The 18,544-nt window shown below is 70.6% G+C and carries 16 protein-coding genes, 2 tRNA genes and 3 pseudogenes; 16 read left to right on the top strand and 5 right to left on the bottom strand.

Features of this window, described 5'->3' with window-relative positions; genetic code table 11:
• Positions 1-38 precede the first annotated feature (38 nt).
• Positions 39-191, top strand: coding sequence for a hypothetical protein (locus ACFYZJ_RS22825; protein ID WP_177198606.1), 153 nt, complete (start codon positions 39-41; stop codon positions 189-191).
• A gap of 196 nt (positions 192-387) precedes the next feature.
• Here the strand turns inward: ACFYZJ_RS22825 and ACFYZJ_RS22820 are convergent, their stop codons facing one another.
• Together ACFYZJ_RS22820 and ACFYZJ_RS22815 are read right to left on the bottom strand one after the other, a co-directional pair.
• Positions 388-945, bottom strand: a complete 558-nt coding sequence (locus ACFYZJ_RS22820; protein ID WP_388570803.1) for a CGNR zinc finger domain-containing protein — start codon at positions 943-945, stop codon at positions 388-390.
• 260 nt (positions 946-1,205) lie between these two features.
• Entirely contained in the window at positions 1,206-1,619 is a 414-nt protein-coding gene (locus ACFYZJ_RS22815; RefSeq protein WP_003959770.1) for an SsgA family sporulation/cell division regulator, read from the bottom strand.
• 190 nt (positions 1,620-1,809) lie between these two features.
• Here ACFYZJ_RS22815 and ACFYZJ_RS22810 point away from each other — a divergent pair, with 190 nt between their 5' ends.
• The 7 genes and pseudogenes from ACFYZJ_RS22810 (at position 1,810) to ACFYZJ_RS22780 (ending at position 5,040) form a co-directional block, all read left to right on the top strand.
• Entirely contained in the window at positions 1,810-2,247 is a 438-nt protein-coding gene (locus ACFYZJ_RS22810; protein WP_388570802.1) for a TIGR02611 family protein, read from the top strand.
• A gap of 54 nt (positions 2,248-2,301) precedes the next feature.
• Positions 2,302-2,373 (top strand) — tRNA-Val (locus tag ACFYZJ_RS22805).
• Positions 2,374-3,118: 745 nt separating this feature from the next.
• Positions 3,119-3,694, top strand: coding sequence for an ABC transporter substrate-binding protein (locus tag ACFYZJ_RS22800; protein ID WP_388570800.1), 576 nt, complete (start codon positions 3,119-3,121; stop codon positions 3,692-3,694).
• Positions 3,610-3,999: pseudogene (locus ACFYZJ_RS22795) on the top strand (hypothetical protein); the annotation flags it as partial. The gene ACFYZJ_RS22800 and the pseudogene ACFYZJ_RS22795, both read left to right, overlap by 85 nt.
• A 61-nt stretch (positions 4,000-4,060) precedes the next feature.
• Positions 4,061-4,354, top strand: a pseudogene (locus ACFYZJ_RS22790) (Tat pathway signal sequence domain protein); the annotation flags it as partial.
• 128 nt (positions 4,355-4,482) lie between these two features.
• Positions 4,483-4,929: an SRPBCC family protein gene (locus ACFYZJ_RS22785; RefSeq protein WP_388571206.1), complete on the top strand. Its 447-nt coding sequence runs from the start codon at positions 4,483-4,485 to the stop codon at positions 4,927-4,929.
• A gap of 39 nt (positions 4,930-4,968) precedes the next feature.
• Positions 4,969-5,040, top strand: a tRNA-Val gene (locus tag ACFYZJ_RS22780).
• A gap of 47 nt (positions 5,041-5,087) precedes the next feature.
• On the opposite strand, the gene ACFYZJ_RS22775 is transcribed toward ACFYZJ_RS22780, so the two are convergent.
• A complete protein-coding gene (locus ACFYZJ_RS22775; protein WP_388570798.1) occupies positions 5,088-5,813 on the bottom strand; it encodes a 3'-5' exonuclease in 726 nt (241 codons plus the stop codon).
• Positions 5,814-5,981: 168 nt separating this feature from the next.
• Between ACFYZJ_RS22775 and ACFYZJ_RS22770 the strand changes: the two genes are divergently transcribed.
• The 4 genes from ACFYZJ_RS22770 (at position 5,982) to ACFYZJ_RS22755 (ending at position 10,497) form a co-directional block, all read left to right on the top strand.
• Positions 5,982-6,548: a DUF4365 domain-containing protein gene (locus tag ACFYZJ_RS22770; protein WP_388570797.1), complete on the top strand. Its 567-nt coding sequence runs from the start codon at positions 5,982-5,984 to the stop codon at positions 6,546-6,548.
• Positions 6,545-7,771: a hypothetical protein gene (locus ACFYZJ_RS22765; RefSeq protein WP_388570795.1), complete on the top strand. Its 1,227-nt coding sequence runs from the start codon at positions 6,545-6,547 to the stop codon at positions 7,769-7,771. Before ACFYZJ_RS22770 ends, ACFYZJ_RS22765 begins: the two co-directional genes overlap by 4 nt.
• A 113-nt stretch (positions 7,772-7,884) precedes the next feature.
• Entirely contained in the window at positions 7,885-9,861 is a 1,977-nt protein-coding gene (gene thrS / locus ACFYZJ_RS22760) for a threonine--tRNA ligase (RefSeq protein ID WP_388570793.1), read from the top strand.
• A gap of 69 nt (positions 9,862-9,930) precedes the next feature.
• Positions 9,931-10,497 (top strand): HIT domain-containing protein, encoded by a 567-nt coding sequence (locus ACFYZJ_RS22755; protein WP_103842611.1) that lies wholly within the window; start codon positions 9,931-9,933, stop codon positions 10,495-10,497.
• A 116-nt stretch (positions 10,498-10,613) separates the two neighbouring features.
• On the opposite strand, the gene ACFYZJ_RS22750 is transcribed toward ACFYZJ_RS22755, so the two are convergent.
• Both ACFYZJ_RS22750 and ACFYZJ_RS22745 read right to left on the bottom strand, forming a co-directional pair.
• On the bottom strand, positions 10,614-12,272 hold the full coding sequence (locus ACFYZJ_RS22750; RefSeq protein WP_388570791.1) for a hypothetical protein: 1,659 nt from the start codon (positions 12,270-12,272) through the stop codon (positions 10,614-10,616).
• A gap of 195 nt (positions 12,273-12,467) precedes the next feature.
• Complete coding sequence (locus ACFYZJ_RS22745) at positions 12,468-14,666, bottom strand: elongation factor G-like protein EF-G2 (RefSeq protein ID WP_388570790.1); 2,199 nt, start codon at positions 14,664-14,666, stop codon at positions 12,468-12,470.
• A gap of 250 nt (positions 14,667-14,916) precedes the next feature.
• Here ACFYZJ_RS22745 and pgsA point away from each other — a divergent pair.
• The 4 genes and pseudogenes from pgsA (at position 14,917) to ACFYZJ_RS22725 (ending at position 18,450) form a co-directional block, all read left to right on the top strand.
• Positions 14,917-15,659: pseudogene (gene pgsA / locus ACFYZJ_RS22740) on the top strand (phosphatidylinositol phosphate synthase).
• A 28-nt stretch (positions 15,660-15,687) separates the two neighbouring features.
• The gene (locus ACFYZJ_RS22735; protein ID WP_388570788.1) at positions 15,688-16,611 is read left to right on the top strand and encodes a phosphatidylinositol mannoside acyltransferase; all 924 of its coding nucleotides are present in this window, start codon (positions 15,688-15,690) and stop codon (positions 16,609-16,611) included.
• Positions 16,608-17,771 carry a glycosyltransferase family 4 protein gene (locus ACFYZJ_RS22730; RefSeq protein WP_388570786.1) on the top strand — a complete coding sequence of 388 codons (1,164 nt, stop codon included), beginning with the start codon at positions 16,608-16,610 and terminating at the stop codon, positions 17,769-17,771. Before ACFYZJ_RS22735 ends, ACFYZJ_RS22730 begins: the two co-directional genes overlap by 4 nt.
• 133 nt (positions 17,772-17,904) lie before the next feature.
• Entirely contained in the window at positions 17,905-18,450 is a 546-nt protein-coding gene (locus tag ACFYZJ_RS22725; RefSeq protein WP_388570784.1) for a hypothetical protein, read from the top strand.
• The last annotated feature ends 94 nt before the right edge of the window (positions 18,451-18,544 follow it).

Raw genomic sequence — 18,544 nt, 5'->3', positions numbered from 1 at the left:
CGCCGGGCGGGTGCGGGCTGCGCCATCATCACCGCGAGATGCTGGACAGAACCCAGAGCGACACCGCCGCTCCTCCCGAGGAGCGTCGGGGTTGTCTCTTCGCGCTTTCCCAGCCACCGCTGATGATCTTTCTTGCGGTGATCGGCTGTCTGCTGCTCATGGCATCGCTGCACGATCTGCTGCTGCTGTGAGCCGTATGCGGAGCCCCTGGCGCCACCCGCCGCGGGCTCCGTCAGCCCACCGGGTGAGCGACGCAGAGAGCGCCTTCGCCTGTCACGGAGGGTGACATCTGGGCGCGTCCGGTTCCTCAGTGTCTCCGGTCGCCCTTCTCCAGCCACCGGCGGCCGGTCCCGACCGTCCGCTGCCGATGTCCGGACAGGGGATCGCTCAGCCGGCCGCCTCCTTGCGGCGCGCCCGGTAGGCGGCCACGTGCAGGCGGTTCCCGCAGGTACGGCTGTCGCAGTAGCGCCGTGAGCGGTTGCGGGAGAGGTCCACGAAGGCGCGCCGGCAGTCGGGCGCCTCGCAGCGGCGCAGCCGCTCCTGCTCTCCGGCCACCACGAAGAACGCCAGCGCCATCCCGCCGTCCGCGGCGATGTGGTCGGCCAGGGAGGCGCCGGGGGCGAAGTAGTGCACGTGCCAGTCATAGCCGTCGTGGTCGGTCAGCCGGGGCGTGGTGCCCGCCGCCGCGACCAGCTCGTTGATGAGGCCTGCCGCGGTCCGGGCGTCCGTCGCAGCGAAGACCGCGGCGAACCGCCCGCGGATCTTGCGTACCGCCGACAGGTCGAACTCCGACAGGACACCGAGATCGCTCACGGCGTGTCTGCGCGCGAAGTCGTCGAGGGCGGCGACATCCGGGAGCCCGTCCGGCTCGTCGCCCTCCGGTGTGGTGTTCACGAGGTCCACCACGAGATCGAGCGCGCACCGGGTGTCATGGGTGATCAGCACGTGTCGCTCCCTGGCCTGGAGGTCGGGCGGACGCCCGCCGATGCTGGCCGAGCCTAGCGGCTTCCCGCCCCGAGAGGGCCGCCGCGGGCTCGCCTTCGGACACCTCACGCAGTGCGGGCGAGTGATCACCCGGCGTAAAAGGCCGAGGCGCCCCCTCCGCGAGGGCTCGCGGTGACGGCGCCCGGGTGTGCCGTATGCGGTTGTCCTTGCCCGAGCCGTCTCCCCGAGTGGACGGCGCCGGGTGGCGTGGCTGTCCTGCGCTAGCTCTCGGCCAGGATGTGGGAGAGCTCGGTGTCGAGATCGAAATGGCGATGCTCCGTACCGGGCGGCACGGCCGCATCGGTCCGCTTCAGGAACGACTCCAGTGCCCGTGCCGGGGCCTCGAGCAGGGCCTCGCCCTCCGGGGAGCTCAGGGCGATGCAGACGACGCCCTGACCGTGGCTGCGCGACGGCCAGACGCGGACGTCGCCGGTCCCTGTGGGCCGATGCAGGCCCTCCGCGAGGAGGTCGCGGGCGAACACCCACTCGACGGTCTCCTCGGCTCCGGTGTGGAAGGTGGCGTGCACGGCGTAGGGATCGGCCGTGTCATACCGCAGTCCCGCGGGTACAGGCAGTGAGGACTCGCTCGACACAACGAGGCGCAGGTGCAGCTCGCAGCTGACCGTGGTGTTCATAAGCGCCAAGGCCTTTCGCTCAGTGTGCGCTCGGGGATTCGCACGTCGGCGAAATCGACATGCCACCTACGGTGCCGTTGTAAACCCCTCTGAGTGTTTTGCCTCTCTTTACGTAGCTCTTCCGGCCGAGACATCGTTCGTGCGATGCGGCCATTCCGGTGACTGGTTTCTCTCGGGTAGGTTTGACTGTATGAATACGGGGAGTGACGAGCGGGGTGAGGCCGCCGTGGCCGCCGAGGAGCCGAAGACCGAGCGGCCGCTCGGTTCGAGGGCGCCGGAATTCGTCAAGGCCCGAAGGGTGCTGCACCTCAGCTGGCAGGTGGGCGTTTTCGTGATCGGCCTCGCCGTGGTCGCGGGTGGCGTGGTCATGCTTCCGCTGCCCGGCCCCGGCTGGCTGGTGATCTTCGCCGGCATGGCGATCTGGGCGACCGAGTTCGTCTGGGCCCAGCTGGTCCTGCGCTGGACGAAACGGAAGGTCACGGAGGCGACACAGCGTGCACTCGATCCCAGGGTGCGGCGCCGCAACCTCCTCCTGACGACCGCGGGCGTGGCGATCGTGGCCGCGCTGGCCGGGGTGTACGTCTGGAAGTTCGGCCTGGCGATGCCCTGGAACATCAGGGAGGAGTGACCAGCCCTCGGTCGGAGGCATCCCCTGACATGCGGTAATGTTCTTCCTGCGCCCGGGCGATTAGCTCAGCGGGAGAGCGCTTCGTTCACACCGAAGAGGTCACTGGTTCGATCCCAGTATCGCCCACAAGGCCGAGGGCGGAGTGTGCTCGCAGAACACGCGAGCCGCTCCGCTCTTGTCGTTTTCTGCTCGGCTGCGCCTCGCGGGCGGGGGCTTCGCCACCCGCACCCCGTCCCGCCTGCCGCCCTCCACGCCTGACCCTGTGCGGGTCCTCCGCTCCTCGCCGGCACTTCTGCGCGTCCGTTGCGGGCTGTCTTGGCCCGGTCAACCGGACGTCCGTCCCTGCCTGGTGAGCCGGACGTCCGTCCCTGCCTGGTGAGCCGGACGTCCGTCCGCCCCGCGCGCACGGCCGAACCCGGCATCCAGCTCCCGCCCTCCCTGCATTACGGTACCCCGGCAGCCCGGCGCCGCGGCCCGGCAGCCCGGCGCCCCGGCCCGCCGGGTCGGCGCGCCGGCACCGGCCGACCTGGGCGGCGTCGGCCCTCGCGGCCTGCGTGCTTCTCGTCAACGGCCCCAACTCGTCCCGCTTCGCTGCCCGGTGGCGCCCGACGCGCTCTCACCAAATCCTGCCGAATCATTGACGAGCCCGGAGGGCCTCCGTATCTTGTGCCAGCAAGCGCTTACTTGAAACGATTCACGAGCGGCGGCGTCGCTGCGGGGAGGGGCCCGACTGTGGGAACCGGGAATGTTGAAAGGCGCACGATCCTGAAGGCGGCGGGAGCCTCGATGGCCACCCTCGGGCTGGAAGCGACGACGGGCTGCGGCGGCGACGGGCTGCGGCGGCGACGGCGGCACTTCCGCGGACGGAACGGTGACGATCCGTTACTCGTGGTGGCGCGCCGACGAGCGGGCGAAGAAGATCAACGAAACCATCAAGCTCTTCGAGAAGAAGTATCCGAAGATCAAGGTCAAAACAGACTTCCAGGACTACCAGTCTTTCTGGGAGAAGTTCCAGACGCAGGCGTCCGGCGGAAATCCCCCGGATGTTTTCCAGAACGCCGTCACATTCCTTCGGAAGTACGACAGGAGAGGCGTCCTTCTCGACCTCGGGTCACAGATCGACGCGGGCAATATCAGCCTGAGCAACTTCCGTGCCGGTGTCACCAAGGTAGGCGAGGTCGACGGCAAGCAGCTCGGGATTCCCGTCGGCTCCAACACCATGGCGCTCGTCATCGACAAGAAGGTCTTCCGGAAGGCCGGCGTCGAGCCGGCGACGGGCTGGAGCTGGGACGAGTACTTCAAGGCCCTGAAGTCGATCCACGACAAGACCAAGGTCCCGGGGACACGGGCTACTTCAGCATCATGTACCTGTACGACCTCTACCTCCGCCAGAACGGCAAGGCGTTCTACACCAAGGACGGACTCGGTTTCGACAAGGCCGATCTGACGGAGTGGTGGCAGGACGGATACAACCGGGTGAAGGCCGGGATCGTCACCGACCCGAAGATTGTCGCCCAGGACCGGCCCAAGTCGTCCCTCTCGGCCGGGCACGGGGCCACCAAGGCCGAGCGGAAGGCCCGCTACGGCTCCGACTTCGGCACGCTGCTGCTCTTTCAGGGTCACTCGCGCCTCGACGCGTACGCCGCCGTCCAGACCGGCGACGCGACGCTCGCCAGGCGCGCGTGGACGAAGTTCTACGCCTCAGACGGTTACACCGAGTCCTCGCCGTGGAAGACGGCACCGCTGAGCGGCCCGGTCACGCTGGTCCCGGGCAGCGAGGCCGCCTGGGTGTCCAGCAACGACACCGCGGAAGGCCTGCTACGGCTCCGACTTCGGCACGCTGCTGCTCTTTCAGGGTCACTCGCGCCTCGACGCGTACGCCGCCGTCCAGACCGGCGACGCGACGCTCGCCAGGCGCGCGTGGACGAAGTTCTACGCCTCAGACGGTTACACCGAGTCCTCGCCGTGGAAGACGGCACCGCTGAGCGGCCCGGTCACGCTGGTCCCGGGCAGCGAGGCCGCCTGGGTGTCCAGCAACGACACCGGGCTCTACGGCCTGGCGGCCATCGAGAACCTGGCGCTGCTCGGGGACAGGATGCCGTCGTAGCCGGCCGGTGGGGGAGCGCCGCCGCACGGGCGGCGGCGCTCGCACCCGTCAGTGTGGCGCCCGTCACGTCCGCACGGCATGAGTACCCGTACTCAGATACCGGGGGCGGACCCGGGAAGACTCCGGGCATGGACCGGACCCGTTACCGCTTCCGCAGCCTGTGGGCCCTGCCCGCGCCGCCCGCCGCCGTGTACGCGGTGCTGGAGCGGCCCGAGGAGTACCCGCGGTGGTGGCGCCAGGTGCGGGAGGTGACCCGGATCGACGACACGACCGGCGTGGTCCGGGTCCGCTCCCTGCTGCCGTACGACCTGACCTTCACCGTGCGTGAGGTGCGGCGCGACCCGGCAGCCGGGATCCTTGAGGTCGCGCTGTCCGGTGACGTCGACGGCTGGGCCCGCTGGACGGTCACCGCGGCCGGCTCCGGCACCCTCGCCCGCTACGACCAGGCGGTTCGCGTGAACAAGCCGCTGCTCAGGAGGTTCGCCGTGCCGGGGCGGCCGGTCTTCCGCGCGAACCACCGGCTGATGATGCGGGCCGGGCGGCGCGGACTACGGACGTACCTGGAAGCGGTTTGAAGGAACCCCGCCGGGGCCTGTATTGTTCAGTGCGTTCCCGGGCGATTAGCTCAGTGGGAGAGCGCTTCGTTCACACCGAAGAGGCCACTGGTTCGAACCCAGTATCGCCCACCCGGAGAAGGCCGGTCCGTCCACGACGGACCGGTTTTTTCGTGCGCTCAGGCGGCTGCCGGAAGCTCGGGGCGCAGCGGCCAGGCGGTGTCGACCGGCTCCTCCGTGCCGTTCCGGGCGAACCATGCCTGCAGCCCGCGTGCCTGTGCCGCGTGCCACGTCGCCTGCAGCGTGTGCAGCTCGGCGGGGGAGAGGCGCTCCAGCCGGGCCGAGAAACGACGCCCCAGGGCCCGTACGACCTCCATCGCGGCCAGTGCGTCCGCCGCCGCGTCGTGCGCCCCCTCCAAGGGCACCCCGTAGTGCGCGCACAGATCGGTGAGGGTGCGGCGGCCCTTGCGGTAGCGGTCCAGGTGTTTGTCGAGCACGCGCGGGTCGAGCACGCGCAGAGGTGCCGACGCGAACCAGCGCTCCAGCGAGGACGCCCTGTGCCGCCGCAACTCCCGGTCCAGCAGCGTCAGATCGAACGGCGCGTTCATCACCACCAGCGGCCGGCCCCGCACCGCCTGTTCGCCCAGCTCCCTGGCTATCTCCTCCATCACCGGCGACGGCCAGCGGCCGTTGCGCTGCAGGTGCTCCTCCGTCAGCCCGTGCACGGCCGTCGCCTCCGCGGGCACCGGCACCCCCGGGTTCACCAGCCAGCGGCTCACCCGCGGCCGGCCCCCCGGAGCGTCCTGGACGACGACGGCGGCCGACACGATCCGGTCGGTCTCGACATCCACGCCGGTGGTCTCCGTGTCGAACGCGGCGAGCGGGCCCTCGTACCAGAACGTCATGCCTACTCAACTCCTCGTTCACCCGTAGCAGCTGACGTACCGTCTTCTGCCCGTTTGGTGATACCCGGGCCGTTTGCACCGTACGCCGGAAGGACACAACAGGAGTACGAGTCTTTGCAGTTCAGGGGACTCGAGCGGGGATTCACGACGCCTGGAAGGCTGTTGGTCATGGCGATAGCGCAGCCCGAGCGGGGCGGGCTGCTGCCGGAGCGGACGGCACCGCTTCGCGGCACACTCGCCACCACCGCCTGCATGGAGACACTGCAGGTCGGTTATCTGCACGCGGTCGCCGCCGCGGCCGGCTGCTCGCTGTCCCAGCCCTTCCCGGACAACGGCATCGACTGGCACGTCAGCCACAGCGCGCCCGGACACACCGTCGACGACGAGGTCACCATCAAGGTGCAGCTCAAGGCCACGTACCAGATCCCCCCGAACCCCCCGGGCCGCACCTTCTCCTTCACGCTCGACAACGAGCACCTGCGCAAGCTCGCCCGCACCCCGGTGTCCGTGCACAAGATCCTGGTCGTGATGATCGTCCCCCGGTCCCAGGAGCAGTGGCTGCGGGCCGGCCACGACCGCCTCGACCTGCGGCACTGCTGCTACTGGACCAACCTCGCCGGACACCCGATCACGGGCCGGCACCGCACCACCGTGCGCGTCCCGACCTCGCGCATCTTCGACGACCGCGCCCTGTGCGAGATCATGACCCGGGTCGGAACGGGAGGCAGACCGTGACACACCGTCCCCTCGACGATCAGTCCCGCACCGTCCGGCCGCACCCGGCCGAGCCGCTGTGGAACCGGCCGCCCGCTCCCGACCAGGTCGACCCCGCCGTGCTCGGCGCCCTGCTGCACCGCCACGGCTGGCAACGCCGCGGCGGAGCCCCCGGACACTACGGCCGGTGGACCCCACCAGGCCCCGGCGGCACGGGAACGAGCCTGCTGGTGCCGGAGAGCCGCGCCTTCCCCGACTGCGACGACCTGATCGGCGAGGCTCTGCTCGCCCTCACCCGCAGCGGCTCGCCCTCCGCCCGCGACGTGCTGCTCGGTCTCACCGTGCCCAGCGACGAGATCCACTGGTGGCGTGATGTGCCGGCGGGACCCGTGGGTGCCGCTCCCTGGGACGTCGAGGACCAGCTGCGCACCGCCGCCCGCCAGATGCTGCTGGCGGCCGCGCTCGCCACCCGCGCCCGGGCCGGCTACCACGGCGCCCGGCACCGCAGGCCCGCCGCCGCGTCGCTGGAGCAGGTCCTGATCGGTGCCGCCACCGGCGGCCGGAGGCTCACCGCCTTCGTCCCCGTCGCCACCGGCCGGCCGCTCGCCGTACGCCTCCACCAGGCGCTGTACGCCGCCCGCGAGGCCGTCGACTACCAGCGGGCGACCGGCGGCATGGACGCGTTCGACAGCGCCGTCGAGGCCGGGGTCAGTCATGAGCTGACACAGGCGCTGGTCGCCCTCGTGCGCGGCTCCGAAGGCGCCCGGATCGCCGTCGAGTGGGCGCCCGCCGCCGGTGTCCCCGAGGGCGGTGGGACGCCCGTCGAGCCGGTCGAGTTCTCCCCGGGAGACCTGCCCGCCCTGCGCGAGGCCGGCGCCCGCTATCTGCGCGAGGAGCCGTCCGTACCGGTGCGGATCACCGGGGCCGTCGTCCGCCTTCGCCGTTCCGGCCCGCGCGGCGAGGGCACCGTACGGCTGCGGGTCCTCGCCGGGGCCGAGGTGCCGCACGTACGGATGACCCTCGACGAGGAGTCGTACCGCATCGCGGGCCACGCCCACCTCGTCGGACTGCCGATCAGGGTGCACGGGCGGCTGGAGAGCCGCGGTGGCTTCCGCCGCCTCGCGGCCGCGTCCGGGGTGGCACCGGTGCAGGTCGACGAGGCGGAGCGGGACCGGCTGATGAAGTCACTCCAGGAGACCGCGGAGATCACGACCTTCTTCGAGGAGGTGTGCGGCGGGGACTGAGCCCCTCGGGGCACCGGAACCGTTTCGCGGTGGGCGGCCGTGGGTCGGTACGATCCCAGTCATGCGCGCGCTCCAGGTATGGCGCCGCATCCACCAGCAGTCAGGAGAGTCCGGTGTCAGACGTCCGTGTGATCATCCAACGCGATTCCGAGCGGGAAGAGCGCGTGGTGACGACGGGCACTACGGCCGCCGACCTCTTCGCCGGCGAGCGCTCGATCATCGCCGCACGCGTGGGCGGTGAGCTGAAGGACCTCGCCTACGAGGTGAAGGACGGCGAGACCGTCGAGGGTGTCGAGATCTCCTCCGAGGACGGCCTGAACATCCTGCGCCACTCCACCGCGCACGTGATGGCCCAGGCCGTGCAGGAGATCTTCCCCGAGGCGAAGCTGGGCATCGGCCCGCCGGTCAAGGACGGCTTCTACTACGACTTCGACGTCGACAAGCCGTTCACGCCCGAGGATCTCAAGGCCATCGAGAAGAAGATGCAGGAGATCCAGAAGCGCGGCCAGCGCTTCTCCCGCCGCGTCGTCACCGACGAGGCCGCCCGCGAGGAGCTGGCGAACGAGCCGTACAAGCTGGAGCTGATCGGTCTCAAGGGCTCCGCCTCCTCCGAGGACGGCGCGGACGTCGAGGTCGGCGCCGGCGAGCTGACGATCTACGACAACCTGGACGCCAAGACCGGCGAGCTGTGCTGGAAGGACCTCTGCCGCGGTCCCCACCTGCCCTCCACCCGCCTCATCCCGGCGTTCAAGCTGATGCGCAACGCGGCCGCCTACTGGCGCGGCAGCGAGAAGAACCCGATGCTGCAGCGCATCTACGGCACCGCCTGGCCGTCCAAGGACGAACTGAAGGCGTACCTGGACTTCCTCGCCGAGGCCGAGAAGCGGGACCACCGCAAACTCGGCGCCGAACTGGACCTGTTCTCGATCCCCGAGCAGATCGGTTCCGGCCTCGCCGTCTTCCACCCCAAGGGCGGCATCGTCCGCCGCGTGATGGAGGACTACTCGCGCCGCCGTCACGAGGAGGAGGGCTACGAGTTCGTCTACACCCCGCACGCGACCAAGGGGAAGCTCTTCGAGACCTCGGGCCACCTGGACTGGTACGCCGACGGCATGTACCCGCCCATGCAGCTCGACGAGGGCGTGGACTACTACCTCAAGCCCATGAACTGCCCGATGCACAACCTGATCTTCGACGCGCGCGGCCGCTCCTACCGCGAACTGCCGCTGCGCCTGTTCGAGTTCGGGACCGTGTACCGGTACGAGAAGTCGGGCGTCGTGCACGGCCTGACCCGCGCCCGCGGCTTCACCCAGGACGACGCGCACATCTACTGCACGCGTGAGCAGATGGCCGAGGAGCTCGACAAGACCCTCACCTTCGTGCTCAACCTGCTGCGCGACTACGGCCTGACCGACTTCTACCTGGAGCTGTCCACCAAGGACCCGGAGAAGTTCGTCGGCTCCGACGAGGCCTGGGAGGAGGCCACCGAGACCCTGCGCCAGGTCGCCGAGAAGCAGGGCCTGCCGCTGGTGCCCGACCCGGGCGGCGCGGCCTTCTACGGCCCGAAGATCTCCGTGCAGGCCAAGGACGCCATCGGCCGGACCTGGCAGATGTCGACGGTCCAGCTGGACTTCAACCTGCCGGAGCGCTTCGACCTGGAGTACACGGCCGCCGACGGCTCCAAGCAGCGCCCGGTCATGATCCACCGCGCGCTCTTCGGCTCCATCGAGCGGTTCTTCGCGGTGCTGCTCGAGCACTACGCGGGCGCTTTCCCGGCGTGGCTGGCCCCGGTCCAGGCGATCGGCATCCCGATCGGCGACGCGCACGTCGAGTACCTGGAGAAGTTCGCCGCGGCCGCGAAGAAGAAGGGCCTGCGCGTCGAGGTCGACTCCTCCTCCGACCGCATGCAGAAGAAGATCCGCAACGCCCAGAAGCAGAAGGTGCCCTTCATGGTCATCGCGGGCGACGAGGACATGTCCCACGGATCGGTGTCGTTCCGCTACCGGGACGGCTCCCAGGAGAACGGCATCCCGTTCGAGGAGGCCATCGCGAAGATCGTGAAGGTCGTCGAGGAGCGGGCGCAGGTCTGACGGCCGTCAGGAGTCCGAAGGCCCCCGGGCGATCCGGGGGCCTTTGCCCTGCCCCGGCACCGACGCCATATGCTGCACCTCATGACGAGTGAGCCGGAGCAGCAGATCGGAGTGGGGACGCAGGACGCGTTCCAGCGCCTGTGGACGCCCCACCGGATGGCCTACATCCAGGGCGAGAACAAGCCGACCGGTCCGGGGGCCGACGACGGCTGCCCGTTCTGCTCCATCCCGGCCAAGTCGGACGAGGACGGGCTGATCGTCAAGCGGGGCGAGCAGGTGTACGCGGTGCTCAACCTGTACCCGTACAACGGCGGCCACCTGATGGTCGTCCCCTACCGTCACGTCGCCGACTACACCGACCTCACGGAGCCGGAGACGGCGGAGCTCGCCGAGCTGACCAAGCAGGCGATGACGGCGCTGCGCACGGCCTCCGGGGCCCATGGTTTCAACATCGGCATGAACCAGGGCTCGGTCGCCGGCGCGGGCATCGCCGCCCACCTGCACCAGCACGTCGTGCCACGCTGGGGCGGCGACACGAACTTCATGCCGGTGGTCGGCCACACGAAGGTGCTGCCGCAGCTGCTGGCGGACACCCGGAAGATGCTGGCGGAGGCCTGGCCTACGGGCTCTGCGTAATCGAGGACGAGGCCGTTCCGGCCGATGGCGGTGCTGGGGGCGGTAGCCCTCGCCACCGGCGCCGACGGCCCAGCACCGCCATCGGCCGGAACGGCAACGCCAAACCGCCGGCGGCACTACGCGTCGTAGACGTCCGCCTTCTTCGGCGTGGGATCCTGCACCTGCGTGCTGAGGAACGCCGACCGCGTCCCGAACGCCTCCACGTCCACCCCGTGGTCCCTCAGGACCCGTATCGCCGCCGCGTGCACCACCCGCAGTACCGGCGTGGCCGCGCGCAGCGCGTCGTCGGCCATGAAGCGGTGACGCCACGGCTGGTCCGCCCAGGCGTGGCGCAGGCCGAACGGCTCCGGGAGGGTCAGTGAGCCGCCGAGCCAGTTCAGCAACGGCGGATACCAGCTGAGCGGGGCGCGCGCGGCCAGCCGCACCACCTCGTCCGCGTCGACCAGCGGCAGCCTCACCTTGCGGGTCTCCCAGAACTTGACGGTCTTCGCCACCTCCTTCTCCTTGGGCTCAGGCTTCGTGGTGAACAGGGAGTTGACGGGCCCCAGGGCGTGTCCGGTGACCTCGATCCGCAGGGTGTCGTGCAGCACCGTCACCGTGATGAGCATGGTGATGATCAACTGGCCGTCCCACAGCGACCACTGGACACCGAGGTAGTGCCGGTCGCCGCTGCCGAACTGCTGCTTGTTGCAGATGTCCTGTATCGCGTGCGTCTTGATCGTGTACGCGTCCACGTCGGTGCCGCTCGGCCGCGACACCTCCGTCGCCTTCTCCCCGATCGGTGTGACGATCCAGTGCGTGATGGAGGGCTTCGGGAAGCCACCGGTGTTGATCGACGTCCGCTCCAGCATCGCCAGGTCGCCCTGGATGGCGGTGATCACGTCCCAGCTGCGGAAGGGGTGGAAGTCCTTCCCCGGCTCGGCGGAGACCAGGTCCTCGGCCAACTGCCAGCTGCCCCAGCGCGTGCCCATGCCCAGAATGCCCTTGGGGCCGGCGTAGAAGACGGAGTTGGACCGCTGCTCGGCGCTCAGCCGGGTGAGCTCCTTGCGCAGTTGCTCGGCCGCGTCGCCGGGGTGTCCGGGCACCGCCTCGGGGATCTTGGCGCCCAGGCCGCCGCCGGCCAGCAGACTTTCCCAGCGCTCACGCAGGTCCTTCGCCGTCCGCTCGCAGATCTGCTTGGCCCAGAACCAGCCGACGACCGGCATGACGACCGCAGCGCGCGCGTACCACGCCCAGAAGCCGGAGAACGGCATACGGATCAGGAAGATCACGGCGAGGGCGCCGACAGCGACCAGAAGGGTCGTGGCGAGCGCACCGGCGCTCCGGTCCGTCCGCCTGCCGAGGGTGGTCCGGATCTGGAACACCAGCAGCCACACCAGGAGCCCCGGCAGGAACAGCACCCCGCACAGCACCGTCACCGCCGCCAGCCAGTTGTCGCGTTCCCGGCGGATGCGGTGGGCCGCCAGGCAGTGCTCCACGACGACCTGCGGCTCGGTGCCGAAGGACTGGATGAGGGGCTTGCGCCCGACGCCCAGCATCCGGTCGATCACTGCCCGGGAGTACGCCTCACCGAGCTTGGGGCGGAATATCCTCGCCCACGGACGCGGGGGCTTGACGGTCGACGTGTGCCACTCGTTGTCGGCCTGGAGGATCTTCGTGACCTCGTCGTCCTCCCGGTACGCCGCCGAGGCCAGGGCGTAGGTCGCCGCCGTCTGGCCCGCGGAGCCCGAAAGGGGCACCTGCGCCCCGGGGCTGAAATCGAATCCGTCCGTCACTGCCGCCCCCTCGCCGCCGAACCCGCTCCTGCGGCCTTTCCCGACTTCCTTGCTCCGCACACCTGTTGAACAGGTCATCGTGCTCATCGTGCATCGAATTGATCAGGACATCAGCGTATCCGCAGGCACTGACATGCGGGGGCGGACGACCGGAAGCCGCCCGCCCCAGGCATGGAAACGGGAACGAGAGTTCAACTACGAGGCCTGCTGCGCCTCTTGACGGACCTTCTGTGCCAACTGCGGCGGCATCGGCTCGTGCCGCGCGTAGGAGCGGCTGAAGCGTGCGGTGCCGTGCGAGAGGGAGCGCAGGTCGACCGCGTACCGGCCGATCTCGATCTCCGGCACCTCGGCCCGGACGAGGGTCCGGCCGCCGGTGACCTGCTCGGTGCCCAGCAGCCGACCGCGCCGCGCGGACAGGTCGCTCATCACCGCGCCCACGTACTCGTCGCCCACCAGCACCGACACCTCGGCCACCGGTTCCAGCAGATGGATGGTGGCGTCGGCGGCCGCCTCACGCAGGGCGAGCGCGCCCGCCGTCTGGAAGGCGGCGTCCGAGGAGTCCACGGAGTGCGCCTTGCCGTCGAGCAGCGTGACCCGCACGTCGACCAGCGGGTAGCCGGCGGCCACGCCCTTGGCGGCCTGGGCGCGCACCCCCTTCTCGACGGACGGGATGAACTGCCGGGGCACGGCCCCGCCGACCACCTTGTCCACGAACTCGATGCCCGAGCCGCCCGGCAGCGGTTCGACCTCGATCTCGCAGATCGCGTACTGGCCGTGCCCACCGGACTGCTTCACATGACGGCCCCGGCCGCCGGACCTGCCCGCGAAGGTCTCCCGGAGGGACACCTTGTGCGGGACCACGTCGACCTGGACGCCGTACCGGCTGCGCAGCCGCTCCAGGGCGACGTCCGCGTGCGCCTCGCCGAGGCACCACAGCACCACCTGATGGGTGTCCTGGTTCTGCTCCAGCCGCATGGTCGGGTCCTCGGCGACCAGCCGGGCCAGGCCCTGGGAGAGTTTGTCCTCGTCGGCCTTGCTGTGCGCCTGGATCGCGAGCGGCAGCAGCGGGTCGGGCATCTGCCAGGGCTCCATCAGGAGCGGATCGTCCTTGGCCGAGAGGGTGTCCCCGGTCTCGGCACGGCCGAGCTTGGCCACGCACACCAGGTCGCCCGCGACGGCGTGCGTGACCGGGCGCTGCTGCTTGCCGAAGGGCATGGCCAGGGCGCCGATCTTCTCGTCGACGTCGTGGTCCTCGTGGCCGCGGTCGGCCAGGCCGTGTCCGGAGACGTGCACCGTCTGGTCGGGGCGCAGGGTGCCGGAGAAGACGCGGACCAGCGACAGGCGGCCGACGTAGGGGTCGGAGGCGGTCTTGACGACCTCGGCGACCAGCGGGCCCTCGGTGTCGCAGGCCTTCAGCTCGCGCGGCTTGCCGTCGATGGTGGTGACCCCCGGCATCGGGTGCTCGAACGGGGTCGGGAACCCGCCGGTGATCAGCTCCAGCAGCTCCACCGTGCCGAGGCCCTGCCTGGCGCCCTCGGCGGCGGGGGCGGCGGCCAGGACGGGGAAGAAGCTGCCGCGTGCCACGGCCCGTTCCAGGTCCTCGATCAGCGTCTTGATGTCGACCTGTTCACCGCCGAGGTAGCGGTCCATGAGGGTCTCGTCCTCGCTCTCGGAGATGATCCCCTCGATGAGGCGGTTGCGGGCCTCCTCGATCCCCGGCAGTTGGTCCTGACCCGGTTCGGACTCCTTGCGCTCGCCGCTCGAGTAGTCGAACAGCTTCTGCGTGAGCAACCCGATCAGTCCGGTCACGGGCGCGTGCCCGTCGGGGCCCTGCGGGCCGTGCAGCGGCAGGTACAGCGGCAGGACGGCGTCGGGGTCGTCCCCGCCGAACGCCTCCGCGCAACGGCGGGTCATCTCCTCGAAGTCGGCCCGGGCCGCCTCCAGGTGTGTGATCACGATCGCGCGCGGCATGCCGACGGCCGCGCACTCCTCCCACACCATGCGGGTGGAGCCGTCCACACCGTCCGAGGCGGAGACGACGAAAAGGGCCGCGTCCGCGGCCCGCAGACCGGCCCGGAGCTCGCCGACGAAGTCGGCGTATCCAGGAGTGTCCAGCAGGTTGATCTTGATCCCGTTCCATTCGACGGGAACCAGGGAGAGCTGCACCGAGCGCTGCTGCCGGTGCTCGATCTCGTCGTAGTCGGAGACGGTGCCGCCGTCCTCCACACGGCCCGCCCGGTTCACCGCTCCCGCCGTCAGCGCGAGAGCCTCCACCAGAGTCGTCTTGCCCGATCCGCTGTGGCCGACCAGCACCACATTCCGTACGGACGCGGGCCGGTCGGCCGCCGTTGCCCTGCCGGCGGCTCCGGGGTGTACGTTCGCCTTGTCGCCCATGGCCTTGCCTCCCGTGCACGGTGAGGTCACTGTGGGCGCGGACATGCGGACCCGCGTGCGAGGCGGCTCCGGTGACGCCCGCGGTTCTTTCGAGCTTTGCACTCGCGTCACAATGCGTCCATACGAGCGACGTGATCCCGTTTCCCGGCCGGGCTCCGCAGGGCACGATCGATCCGTGACCCGGGCGCCATCAGGTCGTGACACCGGGGTCGGGTGCCCGGCCGTCGCGCGCACGCGCGCGTGGCTACGATTGGGCGCGCCGGTGGCCAGCAGGGGCCGCGCGGCTCACCGACCGTCGGGAAGGCCATGCTGAACAAGTACGCGCGTGCTTTCTTCACGCGTGTTCTCACACCGTTCGCCGCGTTTCTGATTCGGCGGGGCGTCAGCCCCGACACGGTCACGCTGATCGGCACCGCCGGCGTGGTCGCGGGCGCACTGGTCTTCTACCCGCGGGGCGAGTTCTTCTGGGGCACGGTCGTCATCACGCTGTTCGTCTTCTCGGACCTCGTCGACGGCAACATGGCCCGCCAGCTGGGCCGCTCCAGCCGCTGGGGCGCCTTCCTGGACTCCACGCTCGACCGGGTCGCCGACGGCGCGATCTTCGGGGGCTTTGCCCTGTGGTACGCGGGCAACGGCCACGACAACGTCCTGTGCGCGGTGTCGATCTTCTGCCTGGCCAGTGGCCAGGTGGTGTCGTACACCAAGGCCCGTGGCGAGTCGATCGGGCTGCCCGTCGCGGTCAACGGGCTGGTGGAGCGTGCCGAGCGGCTGGTGATCTCGCTGGTCGCGGCCGGGTTCGCGGGCCTGCACAAGTTCGGCGTGCCCGGCATCCAGTGGCTGCTGCCGATCGCGCTGTGGATCGTCGCCGTGGGCAGCCTGGTCACGCTGGTCCAGCGGGTCGTCACCGTGCGCCGGGAATCCGCCGAGGCGGACGCCGCCGCGGCCGTGCCGAACGGCGAGAACGCCTCGCACGGCAGCGAGGCGACCAAGTGAGCGTCGAACACAGGAGCGGGGCGGCGGCATGACCAGCCTGCAGGATCGGCTCACGGACGGGCTGTACGGCCTCGGCTGGAGCACGGTCAGGACGCTGCCCGAGCCCGTGGCCACCAGGCTCGGCCGGACCATCGCCGACCTCGCCTGGAAGCAGCGCGGCAAGGGCGTACGACGGCTCGAGAGCAACTACGCGCGCGTGGTGCCCGACGCCACCCCGGAGCGGCTCGCCGAGCTGACGCGGGCGGGCATGCGGTCGTACCTGCGCTACTGGATGGAGTCCTTCCGGCTGCCCGTGTGGAGCCCCGAGCGCATAAAGAGCGGCTTCGACGCCAAGGACCTGCACTTCCTGACCGACGGACTCGCCGCCGGCAAGGGCGTGATCCTCGCCCTGCCGCACCTGGCCAACTGGGACCTGGCGGGCGCCTGGGTCACCACCGAGCTGCGCACCCCGTTCACCACGGTCGCCGAGCGGCTCAAGCCGGAGACTCTCTACGACCGGTTCGTCGCCTACCGCGAGGGCCTCGGCATGGAGGTGCTGCCGCACAGCGGCGGATCAGCGTTCGGCACCCTGGCCCGGCGGCTGCGCGACGGCGGACTGGTCTGCCTGGTCGCCGACCGCGACCTGTCCGCCTCCGGCGTCGAGGTGACCTTCTTCGGCGAGAGGGCCCGAATGCCCGCAGGGCCGGCCCTCCTCGCCCAGCAGACGGGCGCGCTGCTGCTGCCGGTGACCCTCTGGTACGACGACTCGCCCGTCATGCAGGGCCGTGTGCATCCCCCGATCGAGGTACCCCAGTCAGGTAGCCGGTCCGAGAAGACGTCTGTCATGACACAGGCGCTGGCCGACGCCTTCGCCACGGGGATCGCCGAACACCCGGAGGACTGGCACATGCTGCAGCGGTTGTGGCTCGCCGACCTGGACCCGAGCAAGGACCCCGAGAAGGGCACGCCGTGAGGATCGGCATCGTCTGCCCGTACTCCTGGGACGTGCCGGGCGGCGTCCAGTTCCACATCCGCGATCTGGCCGAGTACTTCATCCGCCTCGGGCACGAGGTGTCCGTCCTCGCCCCCGCGGACGACGACACCCCGCTGCCGCCCTACGTCGTCTCGGCCGGCCGGGCCGTGCCGGTGCCGTACAACGGCTCGGTGGCCCGCCTGAACTTCGGCTTCCTGAGCGCGGCCCGGGTCAGGCGCTGGCTGCACGACGGCGAGTTCGACGTGATCCACATCCACGAGCCCACCTCGCCCTCCCTCGGCCTGCTGGCCTGCTGGGCGGCACAGGGCCCGATCGTGGCGACCTTCCACACCTCGAACCCGCGCTCCCGGGCGATGATCGCCGCGTACGCGATCCTCCAGGCCGCCCTGGAGAAGATCAGCGCGCGGATCGCGGTGAGCGAGTACGCGCGGCGCACCCTCGTCGAACACCTGGGCGGCGACGCGGTGGTCATCCCGAACGGCGTGGACGTCGACTTCTTCGCGAAGGCCGAGCCAAGGCCCGCGTGGCAGGGGGACACGATCGGTTTCATAGGGCGCATCGACGAACCGCGCAAAGGCCTGCCGGTCCTCATGAAGGCCCTGCCGAAGATCCTGGCCGCCCGGCCGCAGACGCGGCTGCTGGTCGCCGGCCGGGGCGACGAGGAGGAGGCGGTCGAGACACTCCCCGCCGACCTGCGCTCTCGGGTGGAGTTCCTCGGCATGATCAGCGACGAGGACAAGGCGCGCCTGCTGCGCAGCGTCGACGTGTACGTGGCGCCCAACACGGGCGGCGAGAGCTTCGGCATCATCCTCGTGGAGGCCATGTCGGCGGGCGCCCCGGTCCTCGCCTCCGACCTCGACGCCTTCGCGCAGGTCCTCGACCAGGGAGCGGCCGGAGAGCTGTTCGCCAACGAGGACGCCGACGCCCTCGCCGACGCCGCGGTGCGCCTGCTGAACGACCCGGACCGCCGTGCCCAACTGAGCTCCCGGGGAAGCGCCCATGTGCGCCGCTTCGACTGGTCGACGGTCGGCGCGGACATCCTGTCCGTCTACGAAACGGTGACGGCGGGCGCGGCAGCGGTGGCGGCGGACGAGCGGGCCACGGGGCTGCGGGCGCGGCTGGGGCTGGCGCGGGAGTGAAGCAGGCCCGTCCGGCGATCGAGGAAGAGGCCGTCCAAGGCGAAACGGGGGTCCGGGGGCGGCAGCCCCGGGCGACGGCCACGGCAGGCCGCCCCCACAAGCCCGGCGGAGCGCCCCGGTAGCCTTGCGGCCCGTGACCGCAACCCTCATCTGGATCCTTGTCGCCCTCGTCGCGATCGGCCTCTACCTGAGCTGGACCGCGGGGCGGCTCGACCGGCTGCACGCCCGGATCGACGCGGCGCGCGCCGCGCTCGACGCGCAGCTGCTGCGGCGCGCCTCGGTCACGCAGGAGCTGGCCACCTCGGGGGTGCTCGACCCGGCCGCGTCGATCGTCCTCTACGAGGCCGCGCACGCGGCCCGGCAGGCCGAGGAGGAGCAGCGGGAGGTCGCCGAGAGCGAGCTGAGCCAGGCGCTGCGGGCCGTCTTCGCGGAGGCGCAGCAGGTCGAGGCGGTGCGTGAGGCGCCCGGCGGGGAGGCGGCGGCCCGGGAGCTGACCGAGGCGGTGCGCCGGGTGCCGATGGCCCGCCGCTTCCACAACGACGCCGTACGGGCCGCGCGGGCGCTGCGGCGGCACCGCAAGGTGCGCTGGTTCCGCCTGGCCGGCCACGCGCCCTTCCCGATGGCCTTCGAAATGGACGACGAGCCGCCGGCGGCGTTGACGGACCGGTCGACGACGTAAGGGCTTGCAGATCATTAACACGTTGTTTTGATCATGCTGCTGGGGTCGCCACTCAGGGCTTGAACCCGAGCCTGAAGGGCTGTGAGGGCGGAGG

Origin of the sequence: Streptomyces sp. NPDC001848 (genome assembly GCF_042891915.1) — a bacterium.
In the GTDB taxonomy this organism is placed as follows: domain Bacteria; phylum Actinomycetota; class Actinomycetes; order Streptomycetales; family Streptomycetaceae; genus Streptomyces.
The sequence above is the reverse complement of the archived record's forward strand: the minus strand, read 5'-3'. Positions and strand labels throughout refer to the sequence as shown.

Bases quoted from the DNA above. Each gene is read 5' to 3' on its own strand.
- ACFYZJ_RS22825 (WP_177198606.1), top strand. From the start codon at position 39: ATGCTGGACAGAACCCAGAGCGACACCGCCGCTCCTCCCGAGGAGCGT.
- ACFYZJ_RS22815 (WP_003959770.1), bottom strand. From the start codon at position 1,619: ATGAACACCACGGTCAGCTGCGAGCTGCACCTGCGCCTCGTTGTGTCG.
- ACFYZJ_RS22810 (WP_388570802.1), top strand. From the start codon at position 1,810: ATGAATACGGGGAGTGACGAGCGGGGTGAGGCCGCCGTGGCCGCCGAG.
- ACFYZJ_RS22785 (WP_388571206.1), top strand. From the start codon at position 4,483: ATGGACCGGACCCGTTACCGCTTCCGCAGCCTGTGGGCCCTGCCCGCG.
- ACFYZJ_RS22775 (WP_388570798.1), bottom strand. From the start codon at position 5,813: ATGACGTTCTGGTACGAGGGCCCGCTCGCCGCGTTCGACACGGAGACC.
- ACFYZJ_RS22770 (WP_388570797.1), top strand. From the start codon at position 5,982: ATGGCGATAGCGCAGCCCGAGCGGGGCGGGCTGCTGCCGGAGCGGACG.
- ACFYZJ_RS22755 (WP_103842611.1), top strand. From the start codon at position 9,931: ATGCTGCACCTCATGACGAGTGAGCCGGAGCAGCAGATCGGAGTGGGG.
- ACFYZJ_RS22745 (WP_388570790.1), bottom strand. From the start codon at position 14,666: ATGGGCGACAAGGCGAACGTACACCCCGGAGCCGCCGGCAGGGCAACG.
- ACFYZJ_RS22735 (WP_388570788.1), top strand. From the start codon at position 15,688: ATGACCAGCCTGCAGGATCGGCTCACGGACGGGCTGTACGGCCTCGGC.